Source organism: Pseudomonas sp. BT76 TE3572 (assembly GCF_050435365.1).
GTDB lineage: Bacteria > Pseudomonadota > Gammaproteobacteria > Pseudomonadales > Pseudomonadaceae > Aquipseudomonas > Aquipseudomonas fluorescens_W.
In genome coordinates this window covers 5,493,603-5,517,409 of sequence record NZ_JBNDKE010000001.1, presented here as the reverse complement: position 1 = coordinate 5,517,409, position 23,807 = coordinate 5,493,603, and the positions used below count along the sequence as shown (strand labels likewise).

Genomic DNA, 23,807 nt, shown 5'->3' with positions numbered 1-23,807 from the left:
GTCGCGAGACTGGTCGATATTTGAAAAGCCCTTGGTTCGGACTCTCAGATATCTCCTCATCAGGCTAATCACGGTTATTTGACCCGGCTCTTGCCGGGTCTTTTTTTGCCTGGAGAAAAGTCGTTCGCTCACTTGCCAAATTGCTTACGCATTTGCGCGCAGTAATCCTGCGGTGGCGTGGCAGGCGTGTACCAGACGTAATCCGCCATGGCCGGTGTGACCTCGCTGCCCTGCTCCGCCAACATCAACACCACAGGCGCCTGGCGCTCTCCCAGATCAAGCACATGAATCGGCACGCCGACATCCTTGCGCGCATGGTAAGCGCCAGCAAACAGCAGTGAAGGCGTGGGTGCCGCCCGCAGGCGCTCGGCCATCCGTCGGTCACGTTGTTGCTGGACCGCCAGCATCGCCGGCATTTGCGATTCGGGCAGCAGACCACAGTGAGAGTCGCTGACTTGCTTCAGCAACTCGTCCTTGACTAAAGCAGCGTTGGAGCGCGAACCGCTCAATGTCGGAGGGTTGGCGTACACGGTACGGACTTCAAGCGTGTCCAGATTGGCTGCCAGCAGCGGGTATGGCTGGGTCAGGGCGAAACGAACGATGGGTCCGTACAGATTCCAGTCCCAGCCAGACTGCCAGGCCAGTGCACCGGGTAAATCCGCTGGTGGTGTCGAGGCGTGACGAACGTCATCGACGCGCAGCTGTTGATCCGGCGTGAGCATTTCCAGCAACAGACTGCCTTGAGCTCGCCGCTCACCCAGCGACTTCAATAACCACAATTGCAGTTGATGGTGATCGCGATTGTCATGCTGTTCGCCCACGATCAGCCGTGAAGGCGACTCCAACCGCTCAACCAGTTCCTCCGCCGTGAAGGTCTGACCGCTGCGCAAGTCCCGGATCTCGCCGACAACCGGCGGCGGAGTCGAAACATGCTGACAGGCACTCAGCATCAGCAAGGCCAGCATCAAAATCCCACGCATGTTTTCACTCCATAAAAAACTCAGCGGGCGATGATCAGCGGATGCCCACGCTCCGGGTGCCGCTGCACCAGCACTTCCAGCCCGAACACGGCCTTGAGTGGCTCCGGGCGCAACACCTGCTCCGGCGTATCGAGCGCCACAGGGCACCCGCCTTCGAGCAGTAACAGGCGATCACAATAGCGCGCGGCCAGGTTCAGATCATGCAGGATAACCAGTACCGCCGCGCCGCGATTGGCGAACTCGCGCACGGCTTGCAACGTGGTGTGCTGATGAAGCGGGTCGAGCATCGACGTTGGCTCATCGAGCAACAACGTTTGCCCTGCTTCGCCCGGCCAGAGTTGCGCCAGAACCCGCGCCAGATGCACCCGCTGACGCTCGCCACCAGACAAGGCCAGATAGCTGCGACCACTCAAATGCCCGGCATCGGCAGCGTGCAATGCGGCGGCAACGATCTCGTCATCGCGCACCCGACCGCTTTGATGCGGCAGGCGGCCCATGCCGACCACTTCTTCGACACGAAAGGCGAAGTCCAGGGTCGACACCTGCGGCAATACCGCCAAACGCTGCGCTCGCGACGTCCCGGTCCAATCGTTCAACTCGCGCTCATCAAGCCAGACGCTGCCATGATGAGCCTGCAACTCGCCGCACAAGGCGCCGAGCAAGGTGCTTTTACCGGCGCCGTTAGGCCCCAGCACACCGAGGACTTCGCCTGGTTTGAGCTCAAGCGTGATGTCCGTCAGGACAATCTTTCGGCCCCGACGGATTTGCAGATTTTGCGTTCGCAACATCAGGCACGCCCTCTGAGCAATAAATACAGAAAGAACGGCGCACCGATGAAAGCCGTGACGATCCCGATCGGCAATTCAGCCGGCGCCAGGGCCAGTCGCGCCACCAGATCGGCAAACAACAAAAGACTGGCACCCGCCAATACTGACGCTGGCAACAGCACACGATGATCCGGACCGGCCAGCAGTCGCACCAGATGTGGCACCACCAGACCCACAAACCCGATCATCCCCGCCGCGGCTACCGCAGCACCGACACCCAACGCCGTGCAAAACACCAATTCGCGCTTGAGCCGTTCGACATCGATGCCCAGGTGACCGGCCTCCGACTCACCCAGCAACAACGCATTCAAGGCTTTGGCCCGGCGCGGCAGCCACAACGCCACACCGGCACTGATCAGCAGTAATGGCCAGAGCCGCGAATAGCTGGCGCCATTGAGGCTGCCCAGGTTCCAGAACGTCAGGGTGCGCAGCGTCGCGTCATCCGCCAGATAAGTGAACAGCCCCACGGCGGAGCCGGCCAGCGCAGTCAACGCAATACCGGCCAACAGCATGGTCGCGACATTGGTCTGCCCGTTACGCCGGCCCAGTCGATACACCAACGCCGTCACGCCGAGCCCGCCGAGAAACGCGCACAGCGATAACAGATAAGGCCCGAAGGATTCGGGCAGTCCACCGAATACCGAGCCACCGACAATCGCGATCGCCGCGCCCAATGCCGCACCGCTGGAGACGCCGACCAGCCCCGGATCGGCCAGAGGATTACGAAACAACCCCTGCATCGCCACGCCGGACAGTGCCAACACCCCTCCCACGGCCAAACCCAACAAGGTTCGCGGCAAGCGAATCTGCCCGAGGATCAGCTCGGCCTGTTCCAGCCCGTCGGGCGCGATCGGTACACCCACCAGCCGCAGGGCTGCACGCAAGGTGTCGAACAACGGCAAGCTCACCGGCCCAAGCGCCAACGACAACCAGATGGCCAACACACACAGCAGGATCAGACCAACGAATAAAGCGCGGGGTTTAACCAGGATGGTCATTGGCCGGCCGAACCGGGGTAGAAAGCGTCAGACAGTTTTTCCAACGCAGCGGGTAGCCGCGGCCCCAAGCCCCCCACCAACAAGGTCGGATCAAGCTCCATGACTCGCCCGTCCTTGGCCGCTCGGGTCGAGGACAGGATCGGGTTCTCCTTGAACAACGCCGCACGGGCCGCATCGCCGGTCAGTGCCCGATCGGCAAACACCAGCATCTCAGGATCCAGACTGACCAAGGATTCAACAGAAAAGGGTTTATAGCCGGTATGCGTGGCCAGATTGTGCCCACCGGCCTGCTGCAGCAACCAATCGGCGGCGGTGTCCTTGCCGGCGATGAGCGGTTTGCCGCCCGCATGGCCAAGCAACAACAGCACGCCCGGCGATTTTTCCTTCAACTGCGCCCGGGTGACTCGGATCTTTTGTTGATCGAGTTGCCGTTGATAAATCTGAAACACCTGCGAAGCCTGATCTTCAGCGCCGAGTAACTTGCCCAAATGCTGCAAATTACCCTGCAAGGTCGGCAGATCCGGCTGGGCCGAGAACAGTTCGACCTGCACGCCTGCACTGCGAACTTGCGAAAGTACCGGTGGCGGTCCCACTTCCTCGGTGCCGACCAGTATCTGCGGGCGTAAGCTCAAGATGCCCTCCGCCGACAATTGCCGCTGATACCCGATGCTCGGCAATGCCTTGAGCGATTCCGGGTGCTGACTGGTGGTGTCGACACCGACCAGCTTCGATTCACCACCCAGCGCGCTGATCCATTCCGATAAAGCCCCACCGGCACTGACCCAACGTTGTGGCAACTCGGCCGCTGCGGCGTGGTGGCTGACGAAGAGTCCGACACAGAGCGCAGCAACGCGGGTACTCAGGCGCATAAACAGCTTCCTTTAAGGGTTTTCCCGGGCATTGGAATGACAGGCCACGTATCCTTGGCGCCTGGCATCTGTAACCGAAGGGCAAGGCAGCCATTTGATAATTGTTTGCATTTGAACGTCAAGCTCGGACATATCCAGTCACGAGCCGCAGGACTTGAGGATAGACATGAAGTTTCTTTGTGCAGGCGTTGAGCTGGCCGATGCCAGCAGTCGCGGTTTCGACATCGACGGCCAGAAGCTCTTTGCCGTACGCCGGGGCGGCCAGGTTTACGTCTACATCAATCGCTGCCCGCACCGTGGCGTCGGACTGGAATGGAAGCCTGACCAGTTTCTCGACCCCAGCAACAGCCTGATCCAGTGCGCGACCCACGGCGCACTGTTTCTGATTGAAGACGGGGAATGCGTCGCCGGCCCTTGCGCGGGTCAGTCCCTGACCACGGTCGCCTGCCGCGAAGACGAGCAAGGGATCTGGGTCAGTCTTTAACCGTTGAGCAACACATCCAGACGCCGATCGACCACCATTTCTTCGTGGGTCAAACGCACGCCATAGGCCAGCACCTCGACCCCGCACGACACCGCCTCACGCAAGGCTGCGGCGTAGGCCGAATCGATTTCTTCTGCAGGACGCACAGCGTCGATGCCGCTGAGATTGACGCAATACAACTGCACCGCACGAATTCCGTCCCGGGCCAGATGCGCCAATTCGCGCAAATGCTTGGCCCCGCGTTGGGTCACTGCATCGGGAAATGCTGCCACCGAAGAACCATCGAAGCCCAAAGTGACACTTTTGACTTCCACATAAGCCGGCCCGCTCGGGTAATCGAGGCGGAAGTCGATGCGACTGCTTTCCTGACCGTAGGCCACTTCACGCTTCAGTTCGGTAAAGCCGTTCAATTCGGCGATGACGCCGGCTCGCAGTGCTTCTTCGATCAAGCCGTTAGCCCGCCCGGTATTCACACAAAACAAGCGCCCCTGCGGGGTTTCACCGATTTCCCAAGTACCGGGCAACTTGCGCTTGGGGTCATTGGAACGGCTGAACCAGACCTGCCCGCCTTCGACCTGGCAATTGAGCATCGAACCGGTGTTCGGGCAGTGAATGGTCAGCAACTCGCCGTTAACGGTTTCGATATCGGCGAGAAAACGCTTGTAACGGCGAATCAAACGGCCTTCTTCGAGTGGAGGATGAAAACGCATCAGCCTTGCCAGCTCTTCAAGCCGCGCGCAATCCGCTCGACCGCTTCCTGTAGGCGCGGAAGACTTTGGGTGTAGGCAAACCGCACGTGGTGGCCAGCCTGATAACGACCGAAGTCCAGACCCGGAGTAATCGCCACGTGTTCGGTCTCGAGGAAATGTCGGCAGAACGCGAAGGCATCGCCGCCGAACTTGCTGATATCGGCATACAAGTAGAACGCACCCTCAGGCTCGACGGCGATACCAAAGCCCAACTCTCGCAGGGCTGGCAGCAGGAAATCCCGACGACGTCCGAATTCGGCGCGACGTTCTTCCAGAATGCTGATCGTGGCCGGTTCGAAGCAAGCCAGAGCGGCGTGCTGAGCCATGCTCGGGGCGCTGATGTAGAGGTTCTGGGCGAGTTTTTCCAGCTCACCGACCGCCGCTTCAGGCGCCACCAGCCAACCGAGTCGCCATCCCGTCATGCCGAAATATTTGGAAAAACTATTCAGTACAAAGGCGCTGTCATCGACTTCCAGCACGCTCGCAGCATCGGTGCCGTAGGTCAGACCGTGATAGATCTCGTCCACCACCAGATGACCGTGACGTTCCTTGATCGCAGCCGACAGACCCGCCAGCTCATCGCGGGTCAGAATCGTCCCGGTCGGGTTGGCTGGCGACGCCACCAGAGCGCCGACGCTGTCTTGATCCCAATGGCGGGCAATCAGGTCCGGCGTCAGCTGGTAGCGCACGTCTGGACCTACAGGAACAAGCTGCGCCGCGCCTTCCACCAACCGCAGGAAATGCCGGTTGCAGGGATAGCCTGGGTCCGCCAGCAGCCAATGCTTGCCCGGATCCACCAACAAGGCGCTGGCCAGCAGCAGCGCACCGGAACCACCGGGCGTGATGAGGATTCGCTGCGGGTCGATGTTCAAACCGTAACGCTGTTGATAAAAGCCGGAAATGGCCTCACGCAACTCGGGAATGCCGCGCGCCGCGGTGTAACGGGTCTTCCCCGCCGTCAGGGCAGCCTGGCCAGCCTGAATGATCGGCTCGGCGGTGGTGAAGTCGGGTTCGCCGATTTCCAGGTGGATCACGTCGTGACCAGCGGCTTGCAGTTCATTGGCCCGCGCCAGCAGCGCCATGACATGGAAAGGTTCGATCGCGCGACTGCGGGCACTGTAGGACTGAGCCATTAGCCTTCCTTCAACGGGAAAAAAAACCAATTCTACCCAAGCGCAGGAACGAGCGAGAACCTAAAGCGGTCAGACCGTTATAACGCTGGTCTCAAACGACTCAAGCGAGTGTCTCAGGTTTGACTAAAATCAATAATTGATCAGGTCTCCAGCGCCGCCAGACAAGGCTTTGCAATCATTTGCAAGCACAGCGGGCCACTACCTCGACATCCGGGAGTAGCGCGGTCCGATTTGATCTGGTAAGTTCGCCCGCTTGCAGCCGCAGGGCCGGCAGGTGTCGGTGATGGAGCAATCCTGCGCAATGGATTACAAGAGTAGAGGCGGTCCATTTCATGCCCACCCAAGCAAAGCAGCAAAACCAGTCGATCAGCGGTTTCGAACCCTACAAAGAAGTGAAGGGTGAGGAATACATGGGCAAGCCCATGCGCGCTCACTTCACCAAGATCCTGAATAAGTGGAAACAGGACTTGATGCAGGAAGTCGACCGTACGGTTGATCACATGAAAGACGAAGCGGCCAACTTCCCGGACCCGGCAGACCGTGCCAGCCAGGAAGAAGAATTCAGCCTCGAGCTGCGTGCCCGCGACCGCGAGCGCAAGTTGATCAAAAAGATCGACAAGACGCTGCAACTGATCGAAGACGAAGAATATGGCTGGTGCGAGTCCTGCGGCGTCGAAATCGGCGTCAAGCGACTGGAAGCCCGCCCTACCGCCGACATGTGCGTTGACTGCAAGACCCTGGCGGAAATCAAGGAAAAGCAAGTCGGCAAGTAATCTCGACTTGAACGAAAAACGGAGCGTGCGAACGCTCCGTTTTTGTTTCTGACATTCGCTGATACCTGCTGTGACTTTAAGATCGCCATCGCGAGCAAGCCGTGCGCTTATCAGGCGCCAACAAAGTAATATTCAGCCATGACCGCCATCGTTTCCCCCACCTACATCGGGCGCTTCGCCCCCACGCCCAGTGGACATCTGCATTTCGGTTCGCTGGTCGCAGCGCTGGCCTCGTACCTCGACGCGCGTTCGGTGGGTGGCCGCTGGCTGATGCGCATGGAAGACCTCGATCCGCCACGGGAAGAGCCCGGCGCTCAAGCAGCGATCCTTGAAGCCCTGGAAAGCTACGGTTTCGAGTGGGATGGTGAAATGGTCCGACAGAGTGACCGGCACGATGCCTACGCCGAAGTCCTCAATCGCCTGTTCAATCACGGCCTGGCCTACGCATGCACCTGCTCACGCAAAACACTTGCGCCCTATCACGGGATTTATCCAGGGCTGTGCCGCAACGCCGGTCATGACACTAAAGACGCTGCGATTCGCCTGCGTGTCCCCGAGCTGGAATACCACTTCATCGACCGGGTGCAAGGCGAATACCGCCAACACCTGGGCCGTGAGGTCGGCGATTTCGTGATTCGTCGCCGCGACGGGCTCTACGCCTATCAATTGGCGGTGGTGCTGGACGATGCCTGGCAAGGCATTACCGATATCGTCCGCGGCGCCGACCTGCTCGACTCCACACCGCGCCAGCTCTACCTGCAAGAACTGCTCGGCCTGCCGCAACCGCGCTATCTGCATATCCCGCTGATCACCCAGCCCGATGGCAACAAGCTCGGCAAGTCCTATCGTTCGCCGCCATTGACCGAAGATCAGGCGACTCCCTTGTTGCTGCGTGCGTTGCGCGCATTGGGGCAAAATCCCGGTGCGGAACTGGCTTACGCGACCCCACGGGAAGTGTTGAACTGGGGCATCGCCCACTGGGATGCAGCGTTGATCCCGCGCACACTCAACCTGCCCGAAGCGCAACTACAGTGATCACACTTGCAGTGGCGCGCCCATCCGTTACCATCGCCGCACGTTATCGGGCACGCGCATAAAAAAGAGAGGCCGGGATGTACATCTATCGCTTGGTCCTGCTCCTGGTAGTGGGGATTTATCTGTTTTCCCCGGCCATCATGGATTGGTGGATCGACGCCACTGGCGCCTGGTATCGCCCTTATCTGCTCTGGCTGATTCTGATCGTCGTGACCTTCATCCTGCAGAGTCAAAAAGATGCCGATGAGCTTTAGCCTGACCCAGATGATCCTGATCAGCGCCGCCTACCTGGCGGTGCTGTTCGGCGTAGCCTGGGTCAGCGAACGGGGCATGATCCCCCGGGCGATCATTCGCCACCCGCTGACGTACACCCTGTCGCTGGGCGTGTATGCCAGTGCGTGGGCGTTTTACGGTACGGTGGGCCTGGCCTATCAATACGGCTACGGATTTTTGTCCAGCTACCTGGGCGTCTCCGGCGCGTTTCTGCTGGCACCGGTGCTTTTGTATCCGATCCTGAAAATCACCCGCACGTATCAGCTGTCGTCGCTGGCCGATCTGTTCGCCTTCCGCTTCCGCAGCACCTGGGCCGGCGCGCTGACCACGATTTTCATGCTGATCGGTGTGCTGCCGTTGCTGGCGTTGCAGATTCAGGCGGTGGCCGATTCCATCGGCATCCTCACCCGCGAGCCAGTGCAGCATCGCGTGGCCCTAAGCTTTTGCGCACTGATTACGCTGTTCACGATTTTCTTCGGCTCCCGCCACATTGCCACTCGCGAAAAACACGAAGGCCTGGTGTTCGCGATTGCTTTCGAGTCGGTGATCAAACTCATCGCCATCGGCGGCGTGGGTCTCTATGCGCTGTACGGCGTGTTCGATGGCCCGCAACAGCTGGAACTGTGGCTGCTGCAAAACCAGACCGCCCTCGCCGCTTTGCACACGCCATTGCAGGAAGGCCCATGGCGTACGCTGCTGCTGGTGTTCTTCGCTTCGGCGATCGTGATGCCGCACATGTACCACATGACGTTTACCGAAAACCTCAACCCGCGCTCGCTGGTCAGTGCGAGCTGGGGCTTGCCGCTGTTCCTGCTGCTAATGAGCCTGGCGGTACCGCTGATTCTCTGGGCCGGACTGAAACTCGGTGCCACCACCAACCCGGAATACTTCACGCTGGGCATAGGTATCGCGGCCAACAGCAAGGCTTTGGCGTTATTGGCCTATGTCGGTGGATTGTCGGCGGCCAGCGGTTTGATCATCGTCACCACTCTGGCCCTGTCTGGTATGGCGCTGAACCATTTGGTGTTGCCGCTCTATCAGCCGCCGGCCGAAGGCAATATCTACCGTTGGCTGAAGTGGACCCGTCGGGCGCTGATCGTCGCGATCATCATGGCCGGTTACGGTTTCTACCTGCTGCTGGGCGCGGAACAGGATCTGGCGAATCTGGGCATCGTCGCCTTCGTCGCCACCCTGCAATTCCTGCCGGGCGTGCTGTCGGTACTGTACTGGCCGACCGCCAACCGCCGTGGCTTCATCGCCGGTTTGCTCGCGGGGATTCTGGTGTGGCTGGTGACCATGCTGCTGCCGCTGGTTGGCAATCTGCAGGGCTTTTACATCCCGCTGCTGAACATGATCTACGTGCTGGACGACACCAGTTGGCACATGGCCGCGATCGCTTCGCTGGCCGCCAACGTGCTGATGTTCACCCTGATCTCGCTGTTCACCAACGCCAGCCCGGAAGAAGCCAGCGCCGCCGAAGCCTGCGCCGTGGACAACGTGCGTCGCCCGCAACGCCGCGAATTGCACGCCGCGTCGCCTCAGGAATTCGCCACGCAGTTGGCAAAACCCTTGGGCGCCAAGGCTGCACAGAAAGAAGTTGAACAAGCACTGCGCGACCTCTATCTGCCATTCGACGAGCGCCGGCCTTATGCCTTGCGCCGCCTGCGTGACCGCATCGAAGCCAACCTGTCCGGCCTGATGGGCCCGAGCGTGGCGCAAGACATGGTCGAAACATTCCTGCCCTATAAGGCGGGCGGCGAGAACTATGTCACCGAAGACATTCACTTCATCGAAAGTCGCCTCGAGGATTACCACTCGCGCCTGACCGGCCTTGCCGCCGAACTCGATGCCCTGCGCCGCTATCACCGCCAGACCCTGCAGGAATTGCCGATGGGCGTCTGCTCGCTGGCCAAGGATCAGGAAATCCTCATGTGGAACAAAGCCATGGAGGAGCTGACCGGGATTGCCGCGCAACGTGTGGTGGGTTCGCGCCTGAGCACCATTGCCGATCCGTGGAAAGAACTGCTGCAAGGCTTTATCAATCTGCCGGACGAGCATTTGCACAAACAGCACTTGGCCCTCGACGGCCAGACCCGTTGGCTGAACCTGCACAAAGCCGCGATCGATGAACCGCTCGCACCAGGTAACAGCGGCTTGGTGTTGCTGGTAGAAGACTTGACCGAAACCCAGATGCTCGAAGACAAACTGGTGCACTCCGAGCGGCTGGCCAGCATCGGCCGACTCGCGGCTGGCGTGGCCCATGAAATCGGCAACCCGATCACCGGCATCGCCTGCCTGGCGCAGAACCTGCGCGAAGAGCGCGAAGAAGACAGTGAACTGAAGGAAATCAGCGGGCAGATCCTCGAGCAGACCAAACGCGTGTCGCGCATCGTTCAGTCGCTGATGAGCTTCGCCCACGCCGGCAGTCATCAGCACAGTGATGAGCCCGTCTGTCTGGCCGAAGTGGCGCAGGATGCCATCGGCTTGCTGGCCTTGAACCGACGCAATTTCGAAGTGCAGTTCTATAATCTGTGCGACCCCGATCACTGGTGTGAAGGTGACCCGCAGCGACTCGCGCAAGTACTGATCAACCTGCTCTCAAATGCCCGCGACGCCTCGCCTCCCGGCAGTGCGGTACGGGTCAAAAGCGAAGCCGGCGAACACACGGTCGATTTGATCGTGGAGGACGAAGGCAGCGGTATTCCGAAGAACATCATGGATAGATTGTTCGAACCTTTCTTCACCACCAAGGATCCTGGCGAAGGCACCGGTCTGGGCCTTGCACTGGTCTATTCCATCGTTGAAGAGCATTATGGACAAATCACCATCGACAGCCCGGCTGATGTTCAAAGCCAACGCGGCACCCGTATCCGGGTGACCTTGCCGCGTCATGTCGAAGCGACGTCCGCTGTGAACTGAGACCGTCGAGAGTATCGAATCAATGCCGCACATTTTGATCGTCGAAGACGAAACAATTATCCGCTCCGCCTTGCGCCGCCTGCTGGAACGTAACCAGTACCAGGTCAGCGAAGCCGGTTCAGTGCAGGAAGCACAAGAACGCTTCACCATTCCCTCGTTCGACCTGATCGTCAGCGACCTGCGTCTGCCTGGTGCGCCAGGTACCGAGTTGATCAAACTCGGCCAGGGCACTCCGGTGCTGATCATGACCAGCTACGCCAGCCTGCGTTCGGCGGTCGACTCGATGAAGATGGGCGCGGTGGACTACATCGCCAAGCCTTTCGATCACGATGAAATGCTCCAGGCCGTCGCGCGAATCCTGCGTGACCGTCAAACTGTGCAAGCCAGCGGCGAGCCGGTCGCCGGTAAAGCCGGTAATGGCGCCGCGAAACCGGGCGCCAGCAACAACAACGGCGAAATCGGCATCATCGGTTCCTGTCCGCCGATGCAGGATCTGTACAGCAAGATCCGCAAAGTCGCGCCTACCGACTCCAATGTCCTGATCCAGGGCGAATCCGGCACCGGTAAAGAACTGGTGGCGCGCGCCCTGCACAATTTGTCCAAACGCGCCAAGGCGCCGATGATTTCGGTGAACTGCGCGGCCATTCCGGAAAGCCTGATCGAGTCCGAACTGTTCGGCCACGAAAAAGGCGCGTTCACTGGCGCCAGCGCCGGGCGTGCAGGTCTGGTAGAAGCGGCAGACGGCGGCACCTTGTTCCTCGACGAAATCGGCGAACTGCCTCTGGAAGCCCAGGCCCGCCTGTTGCGCGTGCTGCAGGAAGGTGAAATTCGTCGTGTGGGCTCGGTGCAGTCACAGAAAGTCGATGTGCGCCTGATTGCCGCGACTCACCGGGACCTCAAGAGCCTGGCGAAGATCGGCCAGTTCCGTGAAGACTTGTATTACCGCCTTCACGTGATCGCCCTGAAACTGCCGGCCCTGCGTGAACGTGGCGCCGACGTCAACGAAATCGCCAACGCGTTCCTGGCGCGGCAGAGCGCGCGGGTCAACCGCACGGATCTGAAGTTCGCCCCGGATGCCGAGCAGGCGATTCGTCATTACTCCTGGCCGGGTAACGTTCGAGAGCTGGAAAACGCCGTAGAACGCGCCGTCATCCTGTGCGAGAGCCCGGAGATTTCCGCCGAGCTGCTGGGGATCGACATCGAACTGAGCGATCTGGACGATGACGATTTCATCGGCCTGCCCCCACAACAGGGCAGCGCTGCCGGTAACAATAGCCATGAGCCGACCGAAGACCTGTCACTGGAAGACTACTTCCAGCACTTCGTTCTCGAGCATCAGGACCACATGACCGAAACCGAGCTGGCCCGCAAACTCGGGGTCAGCCGCAAATGCCTGTGGGAACGCCGTCAGCGCCTGGGCATTCCGCGGCGCAAGACCGGGGTGGCCAGCGAGAGCTGAACCGCGCCTGTCTGATGCGCGGGTAACACGTGACGTCGTGAAAAAACTGTTACCTCAGTTTTTTCACGTAACAGAAGCCGGGGCTTACGGTAACGAAGCCCCGGTTTTTTTTGGCCTCTGAAAAGCTCATCAGCCGGCCTAACCCCTTGTTTTGCTGGGTTTCGCAAAAGTTGGCACGCACCCTGCTATATGTTTGGCACAAGAACAATAACAAGCAATGCACAAGACAATAAAAATAAGACGTATCGACTCACGCACAATAAAAACAAGACGGCGAGAGGCGCAGCTAACTGATTCTTTTGGAGAGGCGTTGTATTTGGGGCTTGCCCCACGACCAGGCTGAGAACAACAAAAAACTGTCACAAGACAGAGCCCGAACTGGTTGGATCGCAAGATCACTGCAACACAGCGACCAAAGCAATCCGTTTGCTCTTGGCTCCCGATTGGGAGGGTCATGAAGGAAAAACTTCATGGCGAGGGCACTCAACAAAAACAAGAAGCCCGAATCAAAAATAAAAATAGAGCACGCAACTACTTTCTTGGGGAGCTTCGGCTCCCCTTGTAGTTTCTGGCGTTTAGACCCGCTATAAGCCCCTGCTTCAAGCGCTTGCGCAGCTTCCTACACCATCCCCCGACTAAATGCTAGAATCCCCGCCCATCATGCGGTCATTCTTCGTTTTGGCCGAACATTCCTTCAAACAGTGCATCCCATGCTGAAGAAGCTGTTCCAGTCATTCCGTTCTCCCAAGCGTCATACGCAACACATTCGCAGTACGCCTGAAGTGCTCAACAGCGGCCAACATTCGCTGCAAAAGGCCCAATTCAGTCGCTACGCGGTGAACATCGTCGAACGCCTGCAGAACGCCGGTTACCAGGCTTACCTGGTCGGCGGCTGCGTGCGTGACATGCTGCTCGGCATCACACCGAAAGATTTCGACGTCGCCACCAGTGCCACACCTGAACAGGTGCGAGCCGAATTCCGCAACGCGCGGATCATCGGTCGTCGCTTCAAGCTGGTGCACATCCACTTTGGCCGCGAAATCATTGAAGTCGCGACCTTCCGCGCCAATCACCCGCAAAACGATGAAGAGGAAGACAGCAATCAGTCCTCACGCAACGAGAGCGGGCGCATTCTGCGCGATAACGTCTACGGCACACTGGAAGAAGACGCGCAACGCCGCGACTTCACCATCAACGCCTTGTATTACGATCCGGTCAGCGAGCGCATCCTCGACTACGCCAACGGCGTACACGACATCCGCAATCACCTGATCCGCCTGATCGGCGATCCGAAGCAACGCTACCAGGAAGATCCGGTTCGGATGCTGCGAGCCGTGCGCTTCGCCGCCAAACTGAATTTCGGCATCGAAAAACACAGCGCCGCGCCAATCCGTGAACTGGCGCCGATGCTGCGCGAGATTCCATCGGCCCGCCTGTTCGAAGAAGTGCTCAAGCTGTTCCTCTCCGGCCATGCCGCGGACACCTTCGAGATGCTGGTCGACCTGCAGCTGTTCGATCCGCTGTTCCCGGCCAGTGCCGAGGCGCTGGAATACAACCCGACGTATACCCACACGCTGATCAGCGAAGCGTTGATCAACACTGATCTGCGAATCAAACAGAACAAACCGGTGACCCCGGCGTTCCTGTTTGCGGCCCTGCTGTGGCCTGCCCTGCCGGCTCGTGTATTGCGCCTGCAAGAACGTGGCATGCCGCCGATTCCGGCGATGCAGGAAGCGGCTCACGAGTTGATTGCCGAACAGTGCCAGCGCATCGCGATTCCGAAACGCTTCACCATGCCGATCCGCGAGATCTGGGACATGCAAGAGCGTCTGCCACGCCGCAGCGGCAAGCGCGCCGACCTGTTGCTGGACAACCCACGGTTCCGTGCCGGTTACGACTTCCTGCTGCTGCGCGAAAGCGCCGGCGAGCAGACTGATGGTCTGGGCGAATGGTGGACGGACTATCAGGACGCCAACGACAGCGAACGTCGCGACATGATCCGCGACCTCAGCGGCAAGGATGACGGCACCGGCGCTCCACGCAAACGTCGCCGCAGCGGTGGCGCCAAGCGCAAACGCACCGCCGGCGCACCGAGCGCCACGGGCGAGTAATCCATGGAACGCATCTACATCGGCATGGGCAGCAATCTGGCTGACCCCGCCGAACAATTGCGCAGCGCCGTCGACGCGCTGGCGCAGTTGCCGCAGACCGAACTGATCGGGGTTTCCGGGTTTTATCAGAGCGACTCGCTGCTGCCCGGCCAACCGCGTTATACCAACGCGGTTGCCGCCCTCGACAGTACACTCCCACCGCTGGAGCTGCTGGATGCGCTGCAAGACATCGAGAACGGACAGGGCCGCGAGCGCCTTGTACGCTGGGGACCGCGTACGCTGGATCTCGACATCGTACTGTTCGGTGATCGGCTGATCGATGAACCTCGCCTCAAAGTGCCTCACTACCATATGCAGGAACGAGCCTTCGTTCTCTATCCACTGGCCGAACTGGCACCTGCGGATTTGCGTCTGGCTGATGGTCGCGCGCTTAGCGAATTGCTCGCAGCGTGCCCGTTCGTCGGCCTGGAACGACTTCCTCAGCCAGAATGCTAATCCCTGTGGGAGCGGGCTTGCCCGCGATGGCGGACTACCAGCCAACATTGATGTTGAATGTAAAGTCGCTATCGCGGGCAAGCCCGCTCCCACAGTGTTTTGTACCCGGCTCAAGATCGACGGCAATCCTGCTGAATCGCATCAGTTACCCCGGTAACACCCCTGGCGTAACAATGCGGTAACACACGCAATTGACTTCCCGAGTTCTCCTCACGACTATAGGCGTCCCGCTGCCGCCAACACGGCGTTGAAGGGCGCAATCCAGGCCTTAAAAGCACGACAACAGACCGTGCGCCTGTATTTAACGAAGAATCACGCGCGTTACTCGCAGTAGTTTCCACAGCGCCTGAATGAGGAACTTTTCATGCCAGCCATCACCCTGACCACTCTGCAAGGTCTCAAGCAAAAAGGTGAAAAGATCACCATGCTGACCTGCTATGACGCGACCTTCGCCCACGCCTGCAATGAGGCTGGCGTCGAAGTGCTGCTGGTGGGCGACTCCCTTGGCATGGTTTTGCAAGGTCACGACAGCACCCTGCCGGTCACCACCGCTGAAATGGCTTACCACGTGGCGTGCGTCAAACGCGGTAACACCGATGCATTGATCCTCGCCGACCTGCCCTTCATGGCCTACGCCACCACCGAACAAGCCATGACCAACAGTGCCCTGTTGATGCAGGCGGGTGCGCACATGGTCAAGGTTGAAGGTGCACTGTGGCTGGCGGACTCGATCCGTCTGCTGGCCGAACGCGGTATCCCGGTGTGCGCGCACATGGGGCTGACACCGCAATCGGTGAATATCCTCGGCGGTTACAAAGTCCAGGGTCGCAACGAAAACCAGGCGCGGCAGATGCGTGCCGATGCGATCGCTCTGGAACAGGCCGGCGCAGCGATGTTGCTGCTCGAATGCGTACCGAGCGAACTGGCCGAAGAGATCACCCAGGCGGTGAAAATCCCGGTGATCGGCATCGGCGCCGGCAGTGGCACTGACGGCCAGGTACTGGTTCTGCACGATATGCTCGGCCTGTCGATCACTGGCCGTGTGCCGAAGTTCGTGAAGAACTTCATGGCCGGGCAACAAAACATTCAAGCGGCGCTTGGTGCGTACGTCACTGAAGTCAAAGCGGCGACTTTCCCTGGTATCGAACACGGATTCTCTGCATGAACACCGTAAAAACCGTACGCGAATTGCGGGCCGCCGTGGCCCGTGCCCGCAGTGAAGGCAAGCGCATCGGCTTCGTGCCGACCATGGGCAACCTGCACAGCGGTCATGTGGCACTGGTGACCAAAGCCACCCAACGGGTGGATTTCGTGGTCGCGAGCATTTTCGTCAACCCGTTGCAGTTCGGCGCCGGCGAAGACCTCGACAAGTACCCGCGCACCCTGGCAGCCGATCAGGAGAAACTGCTCCAGGCCGGTTGCCACTTGCTGTTCGCGCCAACCGTTGAAGAAATGTACCCCGACGGCATGGTCGGCCAGACCCGCGTCAGCGTTCCGCAACTCTCCGAAGGCCTCTGCGGCGCCAGCCGTCCCGGGCATTTCGAAGGTGTGGCGACGGTGGTCACCAAGCTGTTCAACATGGTCCAGCCGGACCTGGCGATCTTCGGCCAGAAAGACTTCCAGCAACTGGCGGTGATCCGCGCCCTGGTGCATGACCTGAACATGCCGATCCAGATCATCGGCGAACCGACGGTACGTGCAGCCGATGGCCTGGCGTTGTCATCGCGCAATGGTTTCCTCAGCGAAGAACAGCGGGCCGTTGCGCCGGTTGTGTATCGCGGCTTGAGCCAGATTGCCGACGCAATCAAACAGGGCGAACGGGATTTCCCTGCGTTGATCGACGCGCAGATCAAGCAGCTTGAAGCGGCGGGTTTGCGTCCTGACTACCTGGAAATTCGTCATGCCCAGACCTTGCGCCCGGCAACGGCGCAAGATCGGGATCTGGTGATTCTGGTGGCAGCGTTTCTTGGCACTACGCGGTTGATCGATAACCTGCACCTGAACCTCGACGCTACGGTTTAAAAAAACAAAATCAAAAAATTGAACGGCAGGATTGCAGCCTGCGCCTGTGGTCGCGGCCCGCCGTTCAATTCCGACCTGGGGAAACACTCATGCACGCCATCATGCTCAAGGCCAAGCTGCATCGCGCCGAAGTCACCCACGCTGTACTCGATTACGAAGGTTCTTGCGCCATCGACGGCGAATGGCTGGACCTGTCCGGCATTCGTGAGTACGAACAGATCCAGATCTACAACATCGACAATGGTGAACGCTTCACCACCTACGCGATTCGTGGCGAAGAAGGTTCGCGCATGATCTCGGTCAACGGTGCCGCAGCGCACAAGGCCAAGGTCGGTGATCGCGTGATCATCTGCGCATACGCCCATTACAGCGAAGCCGAGCTGCTCAACTTCAAGCCACGCATGCTCTACATGGCGCCGGGTAATGAACTGAGCCATACCAGCAATGCCATTCCGGTTCAGGTCGCCTGATCCCGTCTTAGCCCCTCCCCCCTTCCGTTTGTCGGACCGTTCCCTGCTTGATGTATAAAAAAGTACCGGGAACGGGTCAGACAAAGTCAAGACAGATTGCAGCGCGAGGTTTACTGTATTCGCCCTGTGTCATGAAATCGTGTCGACGCAGTTGACCGGACGCCCACCCACAGCGCTCCGGTATTTTTAGTGTTCAAAAGGCCGTTCAAGTAAAAAGGAAACCCGCAGCGATGGCGTATTACCGCACCCCTCAAGACGTTACCGCTCTGCCCGCCTGGCAAGCGTTGAATGACCACCGCCAAGCCATGCAAGATTTCAGCATGCGCGAAGCCTTTAATGCCGATCCGCAGCGCTTTACCCAATTCACCCTCAGCAGCTGCGGCCTGTTTCTCGACTACTCGAAGAACCTGATCAACGCCCAGACCCGCGATCTGCTGGTATGCCTGGCCAACGAAGTCGATCTTCAGGGCGCAATCAAAGCGCTGTTCGAAGGCGAAATCGTCAACTCCTCCGAAGGTCGCCCGGCCTTGCACACCGCCCTGCGCCGTCCGGTCGGCGACAAGCTGAAGGTCAACGGCGTCAACGTGATGCCGGAAGTGCACAAGGTCCTGAACCAGATCACCGACCTCGTGGGCCGTATCCACGACGGTTTGTGGCGCGGCTACTCCGAGAAACCGATCACTGACGTGGTGAACATCGGCATCGGTGGCTCGTTCCTCGGCCCGGAGCTGGTCTCCGAAGCGCTGCTGTCCTACGCCCAGAAAGGCGTGCGCTGCCATTACCTGGCGAACATCGACGGCAGTGAGTTCCACGAACTGACCATGAAACTGCGTGCCGAAACCACGCTGTTCATCGTTTCGTCGAAATCCTTCAACACCCTCGAAACCCTGAAGAATGCCCAGGCCGCACGCGCCTGGTACCTGGCTCAGGGTGGTTCGGAAGCCGAGCTGTATCGTCACTTCATCGCCGTCTCCAGCAACAATGCAGCGGCGGTGGCATTCGGGATACGCGAAGAAAACATCTTCCCGATGTGGGACTGGGTTGGTGGCCGTTACTCGCTGTGGTCGGCCATCGGTTTGCCGATTGCCCTGGCCATCGGCATGTCGAACTTCAAGGAACTGCTGTCCGGTGCCTACACCATGGACCAGCATTTCCAGAGCGCGCCTTTCGAACAGAACATGCCGGTGCTGCTGGCCTTGCTCGGCGTCTGGTACGGCAACTTCTGGGGCGCGCAAAGCCACGCGATCCTGCCGTACGACCACTACTTGCGTAACATCACCAAGCACCTGCAACAGCTGGACATGGAATCCAACGGCAAGAGCGTCCGTCAGGACGGCACGCCAGTGTCCACCGACACGGGCCCGGTGATCTGGGGTGGCGTGGGTTGCAACGGTCAGCATGCGTATCACCAGTTGCTGCACCAGGGCACCCAACTGATCCCGGCCGACTTCATCGTGCCGATCGTCAGCTTCAACCCGGTGTCCGACCACCACCAGTGGCTGTACGCCAACTGCCTGTCGCAAAGCCAGGCATTGATGCTCGGCAAGACCCTTGCCGAGGCCGAAACCGAGCTGCGCGACAAAGGCTTGAGCGAAGAAGAGGTGCAGAAGCTCGCGCCTCACAAGGTGATCCCGGGCAACCGTCCGAGCAATACGTTGGTGGTCGAACGCATCAGCCCGCGTCGTCTCGGCGCATTGGTGGCGATGTACGAACACAAAGTCTTCGTGCAAAGCGTGATCTGGGGCATCAACGCCTTCGACCAGTGGGGCGTGGAACTGGGTAAAGAGCTGGGCAAAGGCGTCTACAACCGCCTGGTCGGCAGCGAAGAAACCCCGGCTGACGATGCTTCGACCCAAGGCTTGATCAACTACTTCCGCGGCCGTCACCGCGGCTGATCTGACGCCCCGCCCACAGAATGTGTGAACAACACATATTCTGTGGGCAACACCAATACCTGTAGGAGTGAGCCTGCTCGCGATAACGATTTTTCATTCAACATCGATGTTGACTGATCCACCGCGATCGCGAGCAGGCTCACTCCTACAGTTGTTTAGTGGACACCCTCTGGTTCAGTGTTCGGCTTGAACCCTTTCGCTACTCGGCGCATCTTTATTACTTGTCGCAAAACAAGAATAAGGAACCGTCATGTTCGATATCAGCACGTTCCCCCAAGCCGATGCCGTCCGCCGGGCTGCACAATTAAGTCAAGACGACTACAAGCGCCTGTACCGCCAGTCCATCGAACACCCCACTGAATTCTGGGCCGAACAGGCCACACGCTTTCTCGACTGGAGCAAGCCGTGGGATACCGTCCAGCGCTATAACCTGAAAACCGGTGAGGCCAGCTGGTTCGCCGGCGGCAAGTTGAATGTCAGTTACAACTGCATCGACCGTCACCTGGAAAAGCGCGGCGATCAAATCGCGATCATCTGGGAAGGCGACGACCCTGCCGAATCCGCTCAGATCAGCTACAAAAAACTTCATCACAACGTCTGTCGCCTGGCCAACGTGCTCAAAAGCCGTGGCGTGAAGAAAGGCGACCGCGTGTGCATCTACATGCCGATGATCCCCGAAGCCGCCTACGCCATGCTCGCCTGCACGCGCATTGGTGCAGTGCATTCGGTGGTGTTCGGTGGTTTCTCCCCGGACTCGGTGCGTGACCGGATTCTCGATGCCGACTGCCGCACCGTGATCACCGCCGATGAAGGCGTGCGCGGCGGCAAAGTCGTGCCGCTCAAGCAGAAGGTCGACAAGGCGCTACTCAGTTGCCCGAACGTCAGCACCGTCATCGTGGTCGAGCGCACTCAGGGCGACGTGGACTGGGTCGAGGGCCGGGACATCTGGTATCACCAGGCGCTGCGCGACGTCAGTGACGATTGCCCGCCTGAACCGATGGACGCCGAAGACCCGCTGTTTATCCTCTACACCTCCGGCAGCACCGGCAAACCCAAAGGCGTGCTGCACACCACCGGCGGCTACCTGCTGCAAGCGGCGATGACCTTCAAGTACGTGCTCGACTACCGCGACGACGAAGTCTTCTGGTGCACCGCCGATGTCGGCTGGGTCACCGGCCACAGCTACATCGTCTACGGTCCGTTGGCCAACGGCGCGACCACGCTGATCTTCGAAGGCGTGCCGAGCTACCCGAGCAGCGCGCGCTTCTGGCAGGTGATCGACAAGCACCATGTGAACATTTTCTATACCGCCCCGACCGCCCTGCGCTCCCTGATGCGTGAAGGCCCCGAACCGTTGAAGGAAACTTCCCGCGCGAGCCTCAGATTACTCGGCAGTGTCGGTGAGCCCATCAATCCGGAAGCGTGGGAGTGGTACTTCAATGCCGTCGGCGAACAGCGTTGTCCGATCGTCGATACCTGGTGGCAGACCGAAACCGGCGGCATCATGCTCAGCCCTCTGGTCAGCGCTCAACGGATCAAACCCGGTTGCGCCACGCAACCGATGTTCGGCGTGCAGCCGGTGCTGCTCGATGAAGTGGGCAAGGAAATCAAAGGCGCCGGCAGCGGCGTACTGGCGATCAAATCCAGCTGGCCGGCGCAGATCCGCAGCGTCTACGGCGACCCGCAACGCATGGTCGATACCTACTTCAAGCCCTACCCCGGTTACTACTTCACCGGCGACGGCGCCCGGCGCGATGAAGACGGTGACTATTGGATTACCGGACGCATCGACGACGTGATCAACGTCTCCGGGCACCGCATCGGCACCGCAGAAGTGGAAAGCGCATTGGTGCTGCACGACAGCATCGCCGAAGCGGCGGTGGTCGGTTACCCGCACGACGTCAAGGGTCAGGGCATCTACGCCTTCGTCACCCCCATGAACGGCACCGAGCCCAGTGACGAGCTGAAGAAAGCACTGCTGGCTCACGTCAGCGAGGAAATCGGCAGCTTCGCCAAACCGGACCTGATCCAGTGGGCGCCGGCCTTGCCGAAAACCCGTTCGGGCAAGATCATGCGGCGCATTCTGCGCAAGATCGCCTGTAACGAACTGGACAGCCTGGGCGACACCTCGACCCTGGCTGACCCGAGCGTGGTCCAGGAGTTGGTCGATAAACGCCTGAACCAATAATCATTTGTTTCAAAAGCCTGCGCGGCCGTTAATGGCCGCGCCTCCTTTTCCGCCACTGAGTCGCCATGGAATTCATTCGAACCCGCATCGAAACCCAGATCATGAGCCTGACCAGTCTTTCTATGGGCAAACTCGACCTGGAAAACCCCAAGGGTGATCCCGGCCTGTTCGGCCCCGATTCGGTGAGCTGGCAAGTGCATGGCGACTTCAGCAGCATGCTGATCGGTGGCATCAGTGCGCTGATGCTGCAAGCTCTGCATCCACTGGCCCTGGCCGGGGTCTGGGACCATTCGAATTTCCGCGAGGACATGATCGGCCGACTGCGTCGCACCGGGCAGTTCATTTCCGGCACCACGTTTGGTTCGCGAAAGGACGCCGACTGGCTGATCGAGAAAGTCCGCACCATCCACCTGCAAGTGACCGGCACGGCACCGGATGGCCGGCCCTACGCCGCCAGCGATCCCGATCTGTTGACCTGGGTGCACGTGGCCGAGGTCAGCAACTTCCTCGCGGCCCATTTGCGTTACCGCAATCCGAACCTGTCCCTCGCGGACCAGGACCGTTACTACGCGGAAATCGCGCTGGTTGCCGAACGGCTCGGCGCCCATGACGTGCCGCGCTCGCGCCAGGAAATTGCTGATTACCTTGAACGAGTTCGCCCACAACTGCTGTGCGATGAGCGCAGTCGAGAGGTGTTACGGCTGTTGTTGAACGCCCCGTCCCCCAGCCGTTTGGCCAGACCTTTCGGCGGTTTGATGATGAAGGCCGGGATCGACCTGCTGCCGGACTGGGCCAGTGACATGCTGGGTGTCAGGCAGAGCCCGCTGCAACGCAAACTGATCCGCGCCAGCGTCAATCGCAGCGTGCCGATGCTGCGTTGGGCGGTGCGTAATGGTTCGGTGCACCGGGCTAAACGACGGATGGGACTGTAGGAGCGAGGCTTGCCCGCGAAGAAGGTCACGCGATCTGGCTGATGCACCGCGTTATCGTTCTTCGCGGGCAAGCCTCGCTCCTACAGGTTCTTCATCGCTCAAGCTGTTAAACTCCCGAGCCAAATTCCCTCCTGCAAGGCGCCCAGCATGTCTTCCTTGAATCAGGCGCTGCGCGCCGCCCTCGATCGTCGCCAAGACCTGCTGGCCGAGCTGCATCAGCAAGGCACCGATTGCTATCGCCTGTTCCACGGCAGCCAGGAAGGCGCCGGCGGCCTGACGATCGACCGCTACGGCCCGCAGTTGCTGGTGCAAAGCTTTCACCAGTCGCTGGAACGGGATGCGCTGCTGCAACTGCACGACACCATCAATCAGCACCTGGGCCTCGAAACGCTGCTGGTCTACAACGATCGCTCCCGTGGCAACTCACGCATCGACCGTGAAGACACCGTCTACCGCGCCGACGAGGCCGCCCTGCAAGACTTGATCGGGCACGAATGGGGCTTGAATTACCGGGTTCGCGGTCGCCACGCCGGCCAGGATCCGCTGCTGTTCCTCGACCTGCGCAACACGCGCGGCTGGGTCAAGCAACACAGCAAAAACAAAAGTGTGCTGAACCTGTTCGCCTACACCTGTGGCGTCGGCCTGAGTGCGGCGGCCGGTGGCGCGAGCGAAGTCTGCAACCTCGATTTCGCTGAGGGCAACCTGGCCGTCGGCCGTGAGAACGGCCTGCTCAATCCCCAACTGCCGACCATGGACTTCATCCAGTCCGACTACTTCCCGGCCATTCGCCAATTGGCTGGCCTGCCGATCAGCCAGCGCCGTGGGCAGAAACTGCCGAGCTATCAGCGTCTGGAACAGCGTCAGTACGACCTGGTGCTGCTGGACCCGCCGGCCTGGGCCAAGAGTGCTTTCGGCACCGTCGACCTGTTGCGTGACTATCAGAGCCTGCTGAAGCCGGCACTGCTGACCACCGCCGACAATGGCGTGCTGATCTGCTGCAACAACCTGGCAAAAGTCAGCATGGACGACTGGCGCGAGCAAGTGTTGCGTTGTGCAGAGAAAGCCGGCCGGCCAGTGCGCGAGTGGACGGTGATGAAACCGGGCGGCGATTTTCCGTCAATGGATGAGCAGCCACCGCTGAAAACCCTGATTCTGCAGCTCTGAGATTCGTCCGAAAAATCAGATAAATCCTATA

Annotated in this window: 21 protein-coding genes; 15 read left to right on the top strand and 6 right to left on the bottom strand. The window is 59.9% G+C overall.

All coding sequences use genetic code 11. From position 1 onward, the window contains the following. Positions 1 to 128 precede the first annotated feature (128 nt). From ABH912_RS25110 to ABH912_RS25095, 4 genes are read right to left on the bottom strand one after another with little or no spacing between them, the layout of a single operon-like run. Positions 129 to 980: a ChaN family lipoprotein gene (locus tag ABH912_RS25110; RefSeq protein ID WP_033054365.1), complete on the bottom strand. Its 852-nt coding sequence runs from the start codon at positions 978 to 980 to the stop codon at positions 129 to 131. 20 nt (positions 981 to 1,000) lie between these two features. Beyond that, positions 1,001 to 1,768 carry a heme ABC transporter ATP-binding protein gene (locus tag ABH912_RS25105; RefSeq protein ID WP_033054363.1) on the bottom strand — a complete coding sequence of 256 codons (768 nt, stop codon included), beginning with the start codon at positions 1,766 to 1,768 and terminating at the stop codon, positions 1,001 to 1,003. Continuing rightward, complete coding sequence (locus tag ABH912_RS25100; protein ID WP_197281707.1) at positions 1,768 to 2,751, bottom strand: FecCD family ABC transporter permease; 984 nt, start codon at positions 2,749 to 2,751, stop codon at positions 1,768 to 1,770. The genes ABH912_RS25105 and ABH912_RS25100 overlap by 1 nt, the downstream gene beginning before the upstream one ends. Positions 2,752 to 2,801: 50 nt before the next feature. Continuing rightward, a complete protein-coding gene (locus ABH912_RS25095) occupies positions 2,802 to 3,674 on the bottom strand; it encodes a heme/hemin ABC transporter substrate-binding protein (protein WP_033054360.1) in 873 nt (290 codons plus the stop codon). A 166-nt stretch (positions 3,675 to 3,840) separates the two neighbouring features. On the opposite strand from ABH912_RS25095, the gene ABH912_RS25090 reads away from it, so the two are divergent. Then, positions 3,841 to 4,158 (top strand): Rieske (2Fe-2S) protein, encoded by a 318-nt coding sequence (locus ABH912_RS25090; RefSeq protein WP_008153288.1) that lies wholly within the window; start codon positions 3,841 to 3,843, stop codon positions 4,156 to 4,158. Here ABH912_RS25090 and sfsA read toward each other — a convergent pair. Next, positions 4,155 to 4,868 (bottom strand): DNA/RNA nuclease SfsA, encoded by a 714-nt coding sequence (gene sfsA / locus ABH912_RS25085; protein ID WP_033054359.1) that lies wholly within the window; start codon positions 4,866 to 4,868, stop codon positions 4,155 to 4,157. The two genes, ABH912_RS25090 and sfsA, sit on opposite strands and share 4 nt — an antisense overlap. Then, a complete protein-coding gene (locus tag ABH912_RS25080; protein ID WP_033054357.1) occupies positions 4,868 to 6,040 on the bottom strand; it encodes a pyridoxal phosphate-dependent aminotransferase in 1,173 nt (390 codons plus the stop codon). Before ABH912_RS25080 ends, sfsA begins: the two co-directional genes overlap by 1 nt. Before the next feature lie 332 nt (positions 6,041 to 6,372). On the opposite strand from ABH912_RS25080, the gene dksA reads away from it, so the two are divergent. The 14 genes from dksA (at position 6,373) to ABH912_RS25010 (ending at position 23,776) form a co-directional block, all read left to right on the top strand. Beyond that, positions 6,373 to 6,813: an RNA polymerase-binding protein DksA gene (gene dksA / locus ABH912_RS25075; RefSeq protein WP_007902025.1), complete on the top strand. Its 441-nt coding sequence runs from the start codon at positions 6,373 to 6,375 to the stop codon at positions 6,811 to 6,813. A 138-nt stretch (positions 6,814 to 6,951) separates the two neighbouring features. Then, positions 6,952 to 7,848, top strand: coding sequence for a tRNA glutamyl-Q(34) synthetase GluQRS (gluQRS, locus tag ABH912_RS25070; RefSeq protein ID WP_033054356.1), 897 nt, complete (start codon positions 6,952 to 6,954; stop codon positions 7,846 to 7,848). Between the two features lie 77 nt (positions 7,849 to 7,925). Beyond that, on the top strand, positions 7,926 to 8,102 hold the full coding sequence (locus tag ABH912_RS25065) for a hypothetical protein (protein ID WP_003176118.1): 177 nt from the start codon (positions 7,926 to 7,928) through the stop codon (positions 8,100 to 8,102). Then, positions 8,086 to 11,040 (top strand): sensor histidine kinase, encoded by a 2,955-nt coding sequence (locus tag ABH912_RS25060; RefSeq protein ID WP_197281704.1) that lies wholly within the window; start codon positions 8,086 to 8,088, stop codon positions 11,038 to 11,040. Before ABH912_RS25065 ends, ABH912_RS25060 begins: the two co-directional genes overlap by 17 nt. A 22-nt stretch (positions 11,041 to 11,062) precedes the next feature. Beyond that, on the top strand, positions 11,063 to 12,499 hold the full coding sequence (locus tag ABH912_RS25055; protein WP_033054354.1) for a sigma-54-dependent transcriptional regulator: 1,437 nt from the start codon (positions 11,063 to 11,065) through the stop codon (positions 12,497 to 12,499). Between the two features lie 710 nt (positions 12,500 to 13,209). Beyond that, a complete protein-coding gene (locus ABH912_RS25050; RefSeq protein ID WP_008153304.1) occupies positions 13,210 to 14,610 on the top strand; it encodes a polynucleotide adenylyltransferase PcnB in 1,401 nt (466 codons plus the stop codon). 3 nt (positions 14,611 to 14,613) lie between these two features. After that, positions 14,614 to 15,105: a 2-amino-4-hydroxy-6-hydroxymethyldihydropteridine diphosphokinase gene (gene folK, locus ABH912_RS25045; protein WP_429511894.1), complete on the top strand. Its 492-nt coding sequence runs from the start codon at positions 14,614 to 14,616 to the stop codon at positions 15,103 to 15,105. 364 nt (positions 15,106 to 15,469) lie between these two features. Then, complete coding sequence (panB, locus tag ABH912_RS25040; protein WP_033054352.1) at positions 15,470 to 16,270, top strand: 3-methyl-2-oxobutanoate hydroxymethyltransferase; 801 nt, start codon at positions 15,470 to 15,472, stop codon at positions 16,268 to 16,270. Continuing rightward, positions 16,267 to 17,127, top strand: a complete 861-nt coding sequence (panC, locus tag ABH912_RS25035; protein WP_033054350.1) for a pantoate--beta-alanine ligase — start codon at positions 16,267 to 16,269, stop codon at positions 17,125 to 17,127. Before panB ends, panC begins: the two co-directional genes overlap by 4 nt. A gap of 89 nt (positions 17,128 to 17,216) precedes the next feature. Then, positions 17,217 to 17,597 carry an aspartate 1-decarboxylase gene (gene panD, locus ABH912_RS25030; RefSeq protein WP_008153310.1) on the top strand — a complete coding sequence of 127 codons (381 nt, stop codon included), beginning with the start codon at positions 17,217 to 17,219 and terminating at the stop codon, positions 17,595 to 17,597. Positions 17,598 to 17,827: 230 nt separating this feature from the next. After that, positions 17,828 to 19,492 carry a glucose-6-phosphate isomerase gene (gene pgi, locus ABH912_RS25025; protein ID WP_033054348.1) on the top strand — a complete coding sequence of 555 codons (1,665 nt, stop codon included), beginning with the start codon at positions 17,828 to 17,830 and terminating at the stop codon, positions 19,490 to 19,492. A gap of 250 nt (positions 19,493 to 19,742) precedes the next feature. Continuing rightward, positions 19,743 to 21,680 carry an acetate--CoA ligase gene (acs, locus tag ABH912_RS25020; protein ID WP_429511893.1) on the top strand — a complete coding sequence of 646 codons (1,938 nt, stop codon included), beginning with the start codon at positions 19,743 to 19,745 and terminating at the stop codon, positions 21,678 to 21,680. A 65-nt stretch (positions 21,681 to 21,745) separates the two neighbouring features. Beyond that, a complete protein-coding gene (locus ABH912_RS25015; RefSeq protein ID WP_429511892.1) occupies positions 21,746 to 22,612 on the top strand; it encodes an oxygenase MpaB family protein in 867 nt (288 codons plus the stop codon). A 147-nt stretch (positions 22,613 to 22,759) separates the two neighbouring features. After that, positions 22,760 to 23,776: a class I SAM-dependent rRNA methyltransferase gene (locus ABH912_RS25010; protein ID WP_008153314.1), complete on the top strand. Its 1,017-nt coding sequence runs from the start codon at positions 22,760 to 22,762 to the stop codon at positions 23,774 to 23,776. Positions 23,777 to 23,807: the final 31 nt, after the last annotated feature.

Bases quoted from the DNA above. Each gene is read 5' to 3' on its own strand.
- ABH912_RS25080 (WP_033054357.1), bottom strand. From the start codon at position 6,040: ATGGCTCAGTCCTACAGTGCCCGCAGTCGCGCGATCGAACCTTTCCAT.
- dksA (WP_007902025.1), top strand. From the start codon at position 6,373: ATGCCCACCCAAGCAAAGCAGCAAAACCAGTCGATCAGCGGTTTCGAA.
- acs (WP_429511893.1), top strand. From the start codon at position 19,743: ATGTTCGATATCAGCACGTTCCCCCAAGCCGATGCCGTCCGCCGGGCT.
- ABH912_RS25060 (WP_197281704.1), top strand. From the start codon at position 8,086: ATGCCGATGAGCTTTAGCCTGACCCAGATGATCCTGATCAGCGCCGCC.
- ABH912_RS25055 (WP_033054354.1), top strand. From the start codon at position 11,063: ATGCCGCACATTTTGATCGTCGAAGACGAAACAATTATCCGCTCCGCC.
- panB (WP_033054352.1), top strand. From the start codon at position 15,470: ATGCCAGCCATCACCCTGACCACTCTGCAAGGTCTCAAGCAAAAAGGT.
- panD (WP_008153310.1), top strand. From the start codon at position 17,217: ATGCACGCCATCATGCTCAAGGCCAAGCTGCATCGCGCCGAAGTCACC.
- ABH912_RS25050 (WP_008153304.1), top strand. From the start codon at position 13,210: ATGCTGAAGAAGCTGTTCCAGTCATTCCGTTCTCCCAAGCGTCATACG.
- ABH912_RS25095 (WP_033054360.1), bottom strand. From the start codon at position 3,674: ATGCGCCTGAGTACCCGCGTTGCTGCGCTCTGTGTCGGACTCTTCGTC.
- sfsA (WP_033054359.1), bottom strand. From the start codon at position 4,868: ATGCGTTTTCATCCTCCACTCGAAGAAGGCCGTTTGATTCGCCGTTAC.
- panC (WP_033054350.1), top strand. From the start codon at position 16,267: ATGAACACCGTAAAAACCGTACGCGAATTGCGGGCCGCCGTGGCCCGT.
- folK (WP_429511894.1), top strand. From the start codon at position 14,614: ATGGAACGCATCTACATCGGCATGGGCAGCAATCTGGCTGACCCCGCC.
- ABH912_RS25010 (WP_008153314.1), top strand. From the start codon at position 22,760: ATGTCTTCCTTGAATCAGGCGCTGCGCGCCGCCCTCGATCGTCGCCAA.
- ABH912_RS25090 (WP_008153288.1), top strand. From the start codon at position 3,841: ATGAAGTTTCTTTGTGCAGGCGTTGAGCTGGCCGATGCCAGCAGTCGC.
- gluQRS (WP_033054356.1), top strand. From the start codon at position 6,952: ATGACCGCCATCGTTTCCCCCACCTACATCGGGCGCTTCGCCCCCACG.
- ABH912_RS25110 (WP_033054365.1), bottom strand. From the start codon at position 980: ATGCGTGGGATTTTGATGCTGGCCTTGCTGATGCTGAGTGCCTGTCAG.
- ABH912_RS25065 (WP_003176118.1), top strand. From the start codon at position 7,926: ATGTACATCTATCGCTTGGTCCTGCTCCTGGTAGTGGGGATTTATCTG.
- pgi (WP_033054348.1), top strand. From the start codon at position 17,828: ATGGCGTATTACCGCACCCCTCAAGACGTTACCGCTCTGCCCGCCTGG.
- ABH912_RS25015 (WP_429511892.1), top strand. From the start codon at position 21,746: ATGGAATTCATTCGAACCCGCATCGAAACCCAGATCATGAGCCTGACC.
- ABH912_RS25105 (WP_033054363.1), bottom strand. From the start codon at position 1,768: ATGTTGCGAACGCAAAATCTGCAAATCCGTCGGGGCCGAAAGATTGTC.